The sequence below is a fragment of the Rugamonas sp. genome (assembly GCF_025354735.1).
In the GTDB taxonomy this organism is placed as follows: domain Bacteria; phylum Pseudomonadota; class Gammaproteobacteria; order Burkholderiales; family Burkholderiaceae_D; genus Rugamonas.
The window spans coordinates 1-9,840 of record NZ_JANXMI010000096.1; the positions used below are offsets into that span (position 1 = coordinate 1).

The window sequence follows — 9,840 nt, forward strand, 5'->3', positions numbered from 1 at the left end:
CATCTGGTCCCACTGGTTGGCGTGGACCCGCTTGGCCTTGAAGTGGTCGGCCAGGTCGATGATGTATTCGGTCTTGCGCTTGGACAGGCCGCAGGCCGAGAGCTGCTCGACGCCGGCCTTGAGCACCTGCGCCGGCGTGCATTTCGGGCAGGCCAGCAGCAGCTTGTGCCAGGCCGCGTCGGCCACCTTGGTCGTCACTTGCTGGCCGACGATGGAACGGGCCAAGGTGGTGAACGGGTCGCCGTGGCCGACCAGGTGCAGGTCGCCGAATTGCGGGATCAGCTTTTTCATGATGCGGTCCCGCTTCATGAGCTCGATCTTCGCCTGCTCCCAGTATGGCGGCACCGCGATCACCAGCGGGGCCGATGCGCCCTCGTTATCCTTGGCCGTGACCATTATGCGCGGCGCCAGTTGGTGGTGCCATCGGGTTTGTCTTCGAGGATGATGCCGGCCGCCAGCAGCTCGGCGCGGATGCGGTCGGAGCTGGCGAAGTCGCGCGCCTTCTTGGCCGCGCTGCGCGCTTCGATGTGGCTGGCGATGACGGCGTCGTCGACGGCCTTGTCGAAGTCGCCTTCGCCGACGGCGGCCTGGCGGAACTGCTGCGGCGTGCGTTCGAGCAGGCCGATCACGCCGGCCAGCGCCTTGAGCTGGCGCGCCAGCGCGGGCGACTTCGATTTGTTGATCTCGGTGACCAGGTCGAACAGCGCGGCCACGGCCACCGGCGTGTTGAAGTCATCGTCCATGGCGGCGGCGTAGCGCACGGCGTGGGCCTCGCTCCAGTCCAGCGCCTGGCCGTCGCCGGCGACGCCGTCGAGCGCCGTGTACAAACGCGTGAGCGCGCCGCGGGCGTCGTCGAGGTGGGCGTCCGAATAATTGAGCGGACTGCGGTAGTGGCCGCGCAAGATGAAGAAGCGCAGCACTTCGGCGTCGTACTTTTTCAGCACGTCGCGGATGATGAAGAAATTGCCCAGGGACTTGGACATCTTCTCGTTGTCGACCCGCACGTGGCCGTTGTGCACCCAGTAGTTGACCATGGTGTGGCCGAAGGCGCCTTCGGACTGCGCGATCTCGTTTTCGTGGTGCGGGAATTGCAGGTCGGCGCCGCCGCCGTGGATGTCGAACAGTTCGCCGAGCAGCGCGCAGCTCATGGCCGAGCACTCGATGTGCCAGCCCGGCCGGCCGCGGCCCCACTTCGAGGCCCACTTGACTTCTTCCGGCTCCGATTCCTTGGACGACTTCCACAGCACGAAGTCGAGCGGATCGCGCTTGCCGGTGTTGACGTCGACGCGCTCGCCGGCGCGCAGGTCGTCGACCGACTTGCCCGACAGCTTGCCGTAGCCGGGAAAGCCGCGCACGGCGTAATTGACGTCGCCGTCCTCGCCCTGGTAGGCCAGGCCGCGCGCTTCCAGCGTTTCGATCAGCGCCAGCATCTGCGGCACGTATTCGGTGGCGCGCGGCACGTGGGTCGGCGGCAAGATGCCGAGCGCGCCCGTGTCCTCGTCCATGTATTGGGTGAAGCGGCCGGTCAGCGACGAGATCGACTCGCCGTTTTCGACGGCGCGCTTGATGATCTTGTCATCGATGTCGGTGATGTTGCGCACGTAGGTGACGTCGTAGCCCGACGTTTGCAGCCAGCGGTAGATGACGTCGAAGGCCATCATCATGCGCGCGTGGCCGATGTGGCAGTAATCGTAGATCGTCATGCCGCAAACGTACATGCGGACCTTGCCCGCTTCCATGGGAACGAATGCCTGCTTGTCGCGCGCCAGCGTGTTGTAAATCTTTAAATTGCTCATCGAGACTCTTGCTTGTGTTTGGCCCCGCCATCCCGGCAATACACAATACAAGAGCCTGGCGCAGACACTGGAAAGTGCCGCACCGGGCTTGCATCGGTTTTGCCGTGGGGACTGACAGACCCTTGGTATAGTTCTTTTTTCCACCCTGGCCGGGTTAGAATGGAACGTCGTTGACAAGTATAGCATTGATAAAATCCCGACTGGCCCGAACTGGGCCAGGATTTTTGTAGACACCTGAACTCAACCGCCGAGGAAGCAATAATGCAAGACACCACGCAGCGCCGCCTGCCCCGCCCCTCCCTGACCGCCCGATTCCTGGCGCTGTGCGCCGGCGTCGCCATTTCGGCCGCCGCCGCAGCCGCTGCAGTACCGCACCCAGCCGCGGCCGCCGATGCCGCGCCGCAGGTGGCGCTGAAGACGACGATGGGCGACATCGTCGTCGAGCTGAACCACGACAAGGCGCCCAAATCGGTCGACAATTTTTTACAGTACGTGAAAAGCGGCTACTATAAAAACACCATCTTCCACCGCGTGATCGACGGCTTCATGATCCAGGGCGGCGGCTTCGACAAGAATTTGAAACAGAAGCCGACCCGCAAGGCCATCGCCGGCGAATCGCAGAACGGCTTGAAGAACGACACTTACACCATCGCCATGGCGCGCACCAGCGACCCGAATTCGGCCACCTCGCAATTTTTCATCAACGTCGCCGACAACGGCGCCCTCGACTATCCGGGCCAGGACGGCTACGGCTACACCGTGTTCGGCAAGGTCATCAAGGGCCAGGACGTGGTCGACAAGATCAAGGGCGTGCTGGTCGACGACAAGGGCATGTTCCAGAACCTGCCGGTGACGCCGATCACGATCACGGCGGTGACGGTATTGAAAACCCCGATCGCGCCAACGCCTGTAAAATAGCGGCTTCGTGCCGGCCGCGCGGGTTCAAGCGGCCGGCATCAGTACACGAACCACACACTTTAGGATTATCATGACGACCGTTATCATCACCACCAACATGGGCAAGATCACCGCCGAACTGGACGCGGAAAAAGCGCCTAAGACGGTTGAAAACTTCCTGGCCTATATGAACGCCGGCCATTACAACAACACCATCTTCCACCGCGTGATGGGCGATTTCATGGTCCAGGGCGGCGGTTTCGAGCCGGGCATGAAGCAAAAGCCGACCGCAACGACGGTCGAGAACGAAGCCAAGAACGGCCTCAAGAACGACAAGTACACGCTGGCCATGGCCCGCACCTCGGATCCGCACTCGGCGTCGGCGCAGTTCTTCATCAACGTCAAGAACAACAGCTTCCTCGACTACCCGGGCCAGGACGGCTGGGGCTACGCCGTGTTCGGCAAAGTCATCGACGGCACCGACGTCGTCGACGCCATCCGCAAAGTGAAAACCGGCCGCACCGGCATGCATTCGGACGTGCCGGTCGAAGACGTCATCATCGAATCGATGGAACTGGCGGCGTAATCGTCGACCAGCAGCGTGACGTCGTTGCTCAGCCAGCGTCGTAACGTCGGGGTCAAGACCGTGGGTCAGACCACGGTCTTGACCCCGATTTAGTTAACCTCAGCACCAGCGCCCCCCCCATGACCGCATCCGCCACCAGCGCGCTCTTCATCTCCGACCTGCACCTGCAAGCATCCCAGCCGCGCACCACCGCGGCCTTCCTCGATTTCATGGCGCATCGCGCGGTCCACGCGCGCCAGCTCTACCTGCTCGGCGACCTGTTCGAATACTGGGCCGGCGACGACGACATCGACGATCCCTACCACCGCACCATCGTCGACGCCATCCGCCGCGTCAGCGACGCCGGCGTCGCCGTGTTCTGGATCGCCGGCAACCGCGACTTCCTGATCGGTGCCGATTTTGCGCGCGCGGCCGGCCTGACCCTGCTGGCCGAGCCGCACGTGGCCGACATCGCCGGCCTGCGCGTCGCGCTGGCCCACGGCGACGCCCAGTGCACCGAAGACCTCAAGTACATGGAATTTCGCGCCATGGTGCGCCAGCCGGCATGGCAGGCGCAGTTCACGGCGCTGCCGCTGGCGCAGCGCAAGGCCATCATCGCCGGCATGCGCGACAACAGCCGCAAGGACCAGGGCGGCAAGTCGATGGAGATCATGGACGTGACGCCGCAAGCGGTGGCCGAGCTGCACGCGCGCACCGGCGCGGCCATCCTGATCCACGGCCACACGCACCGCCCCGCGCTGCACGCGGCCGGCGCCACGCGCCGCTACGTGCTGCCGGACTGGGAACCCGACGCCACGCCGCCGCGCGGCGGCTGGATCGCCATCGGCGACGACGGCGCCATCACGCGCCACGCGCTCGACGGCGCCGTCATCGCCGACTGAAAACCGGCGCGACTTAACATCGTGACAATCATGGTCGGCCTGCCTATAATCGGTTGATGATCCCCGCCCAGCGCCTCCTGCAACTCCTCCTGGCATCGACCTGCGCCAGCCGGGCCGTCGCCGCCCCGCCCGCCGCGCCCACGATGGCCGCCGCGGCCATCGCTGCCGCCACCTCCGCCTTCGCCGCTACCGCCGCATCGACCGCCGCCGCCGCCCCCACCCCGCTCATCACGGTCGCCTGGCGCGACAAGCCGCCCTATCACTACCTGGAAAACGGCGTCGAACACGGCTTCCTGCTGGTGCGCACGCACGACATCTTCCGCGCCGCCGGCATCGCCACCCGCTTCGTCAGCGAACCGCAGAAGCGCATCTGGGCCAGCCTCACCCACGGCACGCCGAACTACTGCTCGATCAGCTGGTACCGCCTGCCGCAGCGCGAGGCCGTGGCGCAATACAGCCTGCCCATCCACACCGATCCGCCGCAATCGGTGCTGATCGCGCCGAACGCCGTACGCCAGCTGCAAGCCCACGCCACGCTGGCCGCACTGATGGCCGATCCGCAGGTGGTGCTGGGCGTCGTCGACGGCGTCTCATACGGCCCGGCGCTCGATGCGCTGATCGCGCACAGCGGCAACCAGGTCATGCGCCGCACCGTCGATCCGCGCCAGATGATGCGCATGCTCGCCGTCGGCCGCGCCGCCTATATGTTCATCGACCGCGTCGACTGGGATTATTTCCGCGAGCACGAGCCGGCGCTCGGCGGCCTGGTGCGGCGCGACCTGCCGGACATGCCGCCCGGCCTGCAACGCCACATCGTGTGCAGCCGCGACGTCGCGCCGGCGGTGATGGACAAGCTCAATGCCGCCATCGCCGCCATGAACCTCAGCGCCGCGCCAGCTCCATCGCGGCGTTGAGGCGGCGGATCAGGGCCATGTTCATGTCGCGGGTCTGGCGGCTCCAGCGCGACATGGTCGATTGCAGTTCGGGATAGAGCTCGCCGGCGAGCGCGATGTCGCCGCTGGTGGCGGCCCAGATCGCGAATTCGGCGCGCGCCGCGAAGCTGCCGTAGCGCGCCAGCGTGGCCGCGAATTCCACCTTGGCCTCGTCCTGGCGGCCAGCGCCGGCCAGCGCCTGGGCCAGCTGCAGCGCGACGGGCTCGGCGCGGAAATTCGCATCGCTGGCGCGTATCGTTTGCAGATGCGCGACGGCCGCCGCGTAACGCCCGCACGCCAGGTTGGCGCGCGCGGCGCCGTAGCGGATTTCCAGGTCGGACGCGAACACGCCCTGCAAACTGGCTTCATAGGTGGCGGCCGCGTCGGCGGCGGCGCCGGCTTCGAGCTGGGCCGCCGCCAGCCGCATCTGGTTTTGCGCCGTCGGCGTGTAGTCGAAGGCGGCGCGCGCCTCGCGCAGTTCGCGGCCCGGATCGAGCGAGCGGGCCGCCGTCGTCACGGCGCGGCGCGTGCCGTGTTGCAGCTTCGATCCCGGCAGATAAATCGCGAAGAAATAGACGATGCTGCCCAGTCCGGGGAACAGGAACAAGATCATCAGCCAGTACATTTGCTGGCCGTTGCGGATCGCGTGGATCGCAAAAAACAGGGCCACCAGCACGTGCAGCCCAACTCCAAATATCGTCATGCTTACTCCAGCTTTCGTTACACAAAAATAAAAATCGACGGCCGCTTACTGCGCCGGCGTCAGCGTCGCCACCAGCGCGCCCGGTTTGGTCGAGATATGCGTCACCGCGAACTGCACGCCGGCGTAGCGCAAATCGTCGGGCTGGAAGGTGTGGACGGCGACGTCCTTGATGACCTGTTCACCGAGCAGATTGGCGATGCCGGCCAGCTGGTTCTGGCGGCCTTCGTCCATATTGTTGAAGGCCAGCTTGTCGACATGCGCGTCGGCGATGACGATGGCGTTGCGCGCCGGGTCCATCACCAGCCGGCCGGAAATCAGCAACGAGCCGCTCCACGACTGCCGCGCCAGCAGCGGCACCACCGTCACGTCGAGCGCCAGCGCGACGCGGTCGTCGCCGCCGGCGATGGACAGCTGCGGATGGTCGAGCGCCACGTCGAACACCGCCAGCACGCGGTGACGCATGGGGAATTTGCGCGCCAGGCTTTGCTGCAAGCGCTCCTGCGGCAGCTCGACCTGGCGCGGGCCGATCAGCGTCGAGCAGGCGGCCAGCAAGCCGCAGGCCAACAGCAAGGCGGCGGAAAATTTTAGCAAGGTGGACTTCGATGGCATCTGGTTTCCTCTGTTCGATGGGCGCGCCTCGCTGGCGCCCGGCCCGGTGAAAATGCCGTAGAGTTTAGTCGATATCGATGAGGAGGTGTGATGGCGTCCAACAGTATCGGCTGCGCGGGGTGGAGCATCGCCAGCAAAGACCACGCCGAATTCCCGGCCGATGGCTCGCATCTGGAGCGCTATAGCGCCGTTTTCAATGCCGTCGAAATCAATTCCTCGTTTTACAAACCGCATCAGGCCAGCACGTATGAGCGCTGGGGCGCCAGCGTGCCGGCCGGCTTCCGCTTCTCGGTCAAGCTGCCGCGCACCGTCACGCAATACAAGCGGCTGGCCGGCGCCGGGGAGGAAGTGGCGCGCTTCGCGGCCGAAGCCGGAGCCCTCGGCGACAAGCTCGGTTGCGTGCTGGTGCAACTGCCGCCCAGCCTGCAACTCGACGTCGCCGTCGCCGACGCATTTTTTGCCGGCCTTCGCGCGGCCGTCGACCCGGCCGGCCCCACCATCGCCTGCGAGGCGCGCCACGCCAGCTGGTTCGGCGCCGACGGCAGCGCCCTGCTGCGCCAGCACGGCATCACCCGCGTGCTCGCCGATCCGCGGGCCGGCCAGCCCGGCCCGCACGAAGCCACCGCCGACACCGTCTACCTGCGCCTGCACGGCAGCCCGCACATCTACTACTCATCCTACCCGGACGATTATCTGCGCACGGTGGCGCATCAACTGGCCGGCCGCGATGGCTGGTGCATCTTCGACAATACCGCCGAAGGCGCCGCCATCCCCAACGCGCTGGCATTGAAAGCGATGTTGCAAAAATAATCCCCGCGACAATCAGCGCTTGATTTTATAAGTCACAGTGTTATAGTTCACTACAACACTAAATTATATTATCAACAAGGAGGACGTATGCGATTAAGCGTCACAAGCGCAGCGCGGGCGGCGTCATGAGCGGCGACTGGAACGACAATGCGCCGATCTACCGCCAGCTCAAGGAGCGCGTGGTCGGCATGATGCTCGACGGTTTGCTCAAGCCGGGCGACGCCCTGCCCTCGGTGCGGCAGATCGCCGCCGATTTCCAGCTCAACCCGATCACCGTCTCGCGCGCGTATCAGGAGCTGGTCGACGAATCACTGGTGGAAAAACGAAGGGGATTAGGTATGTATATGACTGAAGGCGCCCGCGACAAGCTGCTGGCATCGGAACGCGAACGCTTCCTGCGCGAAGAATGGCCGGCGATGGTGGAGCGCATCCGCCGCCTCGGCCTCGACATCGACCAACTGCTGCGCGGCGCGCAAGCGGGAGGTGCGGCATGAGCGCCGACACCAATACCAATGCCGATACCAATGCCAATGCCAACGCCGGTACCGGTACCGGTACCGGTACCGGTACCGGCACCAACACCATCGTCCGCGCCGCCAATCTGAGCAAGCACTATGGCAAGCAGGCCGCGCTCGACCACACCAGCTTCGAGATCCACCAGGGCCGCATCGTCGGCTTGATCGGACCCAACGGCTCCGGCAAGACCACGACGCTGAAAGCCATGCTGGGCCTGACGCGCTTCGAGGGCGAGCTGTCGGTGCTGGGCCTGGACCCGCGCACCCAGCGCGACGAATTGATGAACGACGTCTGCTTCATCGCCGACGTCGCCATCCTGCCGCGCTGGCTGAAGGTGAAGGATGCGGTCGACTTCGTGGCCGGCGTCCACCCGCGCTTCGACCGCAGCAAGGCCGAGCGCTACCTGGCCAACACCAAGCTGACGCCGGACATGAAGGTCAAGGCCATGTCGAAGGGCATGGTGGTGCAGCTGCACCTGGCGCTGGTGATGGCCATCGACGCCAAGCTGCTGGTGCTCGACGAGCCGACGCTGGGCCTGGACATCATCTATCGCAAGCAGTTCTACCAGAACCTGCTGGAAGATTATTTTGACAAGGACAAGACCATCCTCATCACCACCCACCAGATCGAGGAGGTCGAGCACATCCTGACCGATCTGCTGTTCATCGAAAACGGCAAGATCGCGCTGTCGCTGTCGATGGATGAAGTGGGCGAGCGCTTCACCGAAGTGATGGTCGGCGCCGACTTCGTGCGCGCCGCCGGCGCCCTGCAGCCGATGGCGCAGCGCACCGTGTTCGGCAAATCGGTGATGCTGTTCGACGGCGCCGACCGCCGCCAGTTGGCCGCCTTCGGCGAAATCCGCACCCCCAGCGTCGCCGACCTGTTCGTCGCCACCATGAAAGGAAGCTACGCATGAAAACCATGAAATGGCTGCTGCAGCGCGAGCTGTGGGAAAACAAGGGCATGCTGTTCTGGACGCCCGTCGTGGTCGCCGCGCTGATGGCGGCGGTGTCGCTGGCGGCCGTGCTGGCCGGCGGCACCATGAACTATGGCGATGGCCGCGACGTCCACATCGGCGCCGTCGTCATCACCGACACGCCGCTGCGCATGATGGGCGAAGTGATCGCCAATTCCTATATCGTGACGGCCATGCCCATCCTGCTGATACTGGGCTTGCTGGTATTCTTCTACTGCCTCGGCGCGCTGCACGACGAGCGCAGCGACCGCAGCCTGCTGTTCTGGAAATCGCTGCCCGTGTCGGACCGCATGACGGTGCTGTCCAAGGCCGCCACGGCGCTGGTGGTGGCGCCGCTGATCGTGTTCGTGGTCGGCATCGCGCTGTCGCTGCTGATGCTGGCCATCGGCTGCTTCGCACTGCTCTCGCACGGCACCAACGCCTTCGGCGCCATCCTGTCGCAGCCGGGGTTTTACCTGGCGCCGCTGGAACTGATCGCGCTGCTGCCGGTGTACCTGCTGTGGGCCTTGCCCAGCGTGGGCTGGCTGTTGCTGGTGTCGAGCTGGGCGCGCTCCAAGGTGTTTTTGTGGGCCGTCGGCGTGCCGCTGGCGATCGGCCTGGCGCTGCTGTGGGCCCAGCGCGGGCTGGGCATGAACATCGACGGCAGCTGGTTCCTCGGCACCATCACTTCGCGCGCCCTGCTCGGCGTGGCGCCCGGCGCATGGTTCATGTTCGAGCAAATCTCGCCGGCCGCGCTGACCAGCGGCGCCGACCACCATCCCAACGTCGGCACGATACTCAACGCCTCATGGCTCACGCTGGGCAGCATCGGCGTGTGGGTCGGCGCGGCGGCCGGCGTGGCGATGATCGCCGGCGCCACGTGGATGCGGCGCTGGCGCGAGGAAAATTGAACAAAGCAGCGCTGGCGATGGCGCCGCCGCGAACGATACGGGCCGCACGGAACGCACTCCGTGCGGCCCGTCGTCACTGCGTAGCTTCTACAGGAAGCGCTTCGGAATATCGTCGGCAAACGGATATTGCGAGAAGTGCGGCTTGGCCTCCTCCAGCACCCGCCGCACGGACGGCCGCTGCACCAGCCGCTCGAAGTACGCGGCCAGGTGCTGATACTCCTCCGGGAACGGCAGCACCGTGCAC

General features: G+C 65.4%; 12 protein-coding genes. 8 read left to right on the forward strand and 4 right to left on the reverse strand.

Features of this window, described 5'->3' with window-relative positions; genetic code table 11:
* Both Q0S71_RS08510 and cysS read right to left on the reverse strand, forming a co-directional pair.
* Nucleotides 1-396, reverse strand: a 396-nt coding sequence (locus Q0S71_RS08510) for a DNA-3-methyladenine glycosylase (protein WP_367185283.1), incomplete at its 3' end; no start/stop codon positions are given.
* Nucleotides 396-1,796 carry a cysteine--tRNA ligase gene (gene cysS, locus Q0S71_RS08515; protein ID WP_295993949.1) on the reverse strand — a complete coding sequence of 467 codons (1,401 nt, stop codon included), beginning with the start codon at nt 1,794-1,796 and terminating at the stop codon, nt 396-398. The genes Q0S71_RS08510 and cysS, both read right to left, overlap by 1 nt.
* A gap of 261 nt (nt 1,797-2,057) precedes the next feature.
* Here cysS and Q0S71_RS08520 point away from each other — a divergent pair, with 261 nt between their 5' ends.
* From Q0S71_RS08520 to Q0S71_RS08535, 4 genes are all read left to right on the forward strand, one after another.
* A complete protein-coding gene (locus Q0S71_RS08520; RefSeq protein WP_295993950.1) occupies nt 2,058-2,714 on the forward strand; it encodes a peptidylprolyl isomerase in 657 nt (218 codons plus the stop codon).
* Between the two features lie 70 nt (nt 2,715-2,784).
* Nucleotides 2,785-3,279: a peptidylprolyl isomerase gene (locus tag Q0S71_RS08525; protein WP_295993951.1), complete on the forward strand. Its 495-nt coding sequence runs from the start codon at nt 2,785-2,787 to the stop codon at nt 3,277-3,279.
* Between the two features lie 119 nt (nt 3,280-3,398).
* Nucleotides 3,399-4,160: a UDP-2,3-diacylglucosamine diphosphatase gene (locus Q0S71_RS08530; RefSeq protein ID WP_295993952.1), complete on the forward strand. Its 762-nt coding sequence runs from the start codon at nt 3,399-3,401 to the stop codon at nt 4,158-4,160.
* 56 nt (nt 4,161-4,216) lie between these two features.
* Complete coding sequence (locus tag Q0S71_RS08535) at nt 4,217-5,074, forward strand: ABC transporter substrate-binding protein (RefSeq protein ID WP_295993953.1); 858 nt, start codon at nt 4,217-4,219, stop codon at nt 5,072-5,074.
* Here the strand turns inward: Q0S71_RS08535 and Q0S71_RS08540 are convergent.
* The gene (locus tag Q0S71_RS08540; protein ID WP_295993954.1) at nt 5,043-5,795 is read right to left on the reverse strand and encodes a tetratricopeptide repeat protein; all 753 of its coding nucleotides are present in this window, start codon (nt 5,793-5,795) and stop codon (nt 5,043-5,045) included. The two genes, Q0S71_RS08535 and Q0S71_RS08540, sit on opposite strands and share 32 nt — an antisense overlap.
* A gap of 45 nt (nt 5,796-5,840) precedes the next feature.
* The gene (locus Q0S71_RS08545; protein ID WP_295993955.1) at nt 5,841-6,404 is read right to left on the reverse strand and encodes a DUF1439 domain-containing protein; all 564 of its coding nucleotides are present in this window, start codon (nt 6,402-6,404) and stop codon (nt 5,841-5,843) included.
* A gap of 90 nt (nt 6,405-6,494) precedes the next feature.
* On the opposite strand from Q0S71_RS08545, the gene Q0S71_RS08550 reads away from it, so the two are divergent.
* From Q0S71_RS08550 to Q0S71_RS08565, 4 genes are all read left to right on the forward strand, one after another.
* Nucleotides 6,495-7,214 carry a DUF72 domain-containing protein gene (locus Q0S71_RS08550; protein ID WP_295993956.1) on the forward strand — a complete coding sequence of 240 codons (720 nt, stop codon included), beginning with the start codon at nt 6,495-6,497 and terminating at the stop codon, nt 7,212-7,214.
* A 125-nt stretch (nt 7,215-7,339) separates the two neighbouring features.
* Nucleotides 7,340-7,708, forward strand: a complete 369-nt coding sequence (locus Q0S71_RS08555) for a GntR family transcriptional regulator (protein ID WP_295993957.1) — start codon at nt 7,340-7,342, stop codon at nt 7,706-7,708.
* The gene (locus Q0S71_RS08560; protein WP_295993958.1) at nt 7,705-8,646 is read left to right on the forward strand and encodes an ABC transporter ATP-binding protein; all 942 of its coding nucleotides are present in this window, start codon (nt 7,705-7,707) and stop codon (nt 8,644-8,646) included. Before Q0S71_RS08555 ends, Q0S71_RS08560 begins: the two co-directional genes overlap by 4 nt.
* Nucleotides 8,643-9,596 (forward strand): hypothetical protein, encoded by a 954-nt coding sequence (locus tag Q0S71_RS08565; RefSeq protein ID WP_295993959.1) that lies wholly within the window; start codon nt 8,643-8,645, stop codon nt 9,594-9,596. The genes Q0S71_RS08560 and Q0S71_RS08565 overlap by 4 nt, the downstream gene beginning before the upstream one ends.
* Nucleotides 9,597-9,840 lie beyond the last annotated feature (244 nt).

Excerpts from the sequence above, each read along its gene's own strand:
- Q0S71_RS08530 (WP_295993952.1), top strand. The coding sequence starts at position 3,399 with ATGACCGCATCCGCCACCAGCGCGCTCTTCATCTCCGACCTGCACCTG.
- Q0S71_RS08550 (WP_295993956.1), top strand. The coding sequence starts at position 6,495 with ATGGCGTCCAACAGTATCGGCTGCGCGGGGTGGAGCATCGCCAGCAAA.
- cysS (WP_295993949.1), bottom strand. The coding sequence starts at position 1,796 with ATGAGCAATTTAAAGATTTACAACACGCTGGCGCGCGACAAGCAGGCA.
- Q0S71_RS08565 (WP_295993959.1), top strand. The coding sequence starts at position 8,643 with ATGAAAACCATGAAATGGCTGCTGCAGCGCGAGCTGTGGGAAAACAAG.
- Q0S71_RS08555 (WP_295993957.1), top strand. The coding sequence starts at position 7,340 with ATGAGCGGCGACTGGAACGACAATGCGCCGATCTACCGCCAGCTCAAG.
- Q0S71_RS08545 (WP_295993955.1), bottom strand. The coding sequence starts at position 6,404 with ATGCCATCGAAGTCCACCTTGCTAAAATTTTCCGCCGCCTTGCTGTTG.
- Q0S71_RS08540 (WP_295993954.1), bottom strand. The coding sequence starts at position 5,795 with ATGACGATATTTGGAGTTGGGCTGCACGTGCTGGTGGCCCTGTTTTTT.
- Q0S71_RS08535 (WP_295993953.1), top strand. The coding sequence starts at position 4,217 with ATGATCCCCGCCCAGCGCCTCCTGCAACTCCTCCTGGCATCGACCTGC.
- Q0S71_RS08520 (WP_295993950.1), top strand. The coding sequence starts at position 2,058 with ATGCAAGACACCACGCAGCGCCGCCTGCCCCGCCCCTCCCTGACCGCC.
- Q0S71_RS08525 (WP_295993951.1), top strand. The coding sequence starts at position 2,785 with ATGACGACCGTTATCATCACCACCAACATGGGCAAGATCACCGCCGAA.
- Q0S71_RS08560 (WP_295993958.1), top strand. The coding sequence starts at position 7,705 with ATGAGCGCCGACACCAATACCAATGCCGATACCAATGCCAATGCCAAC.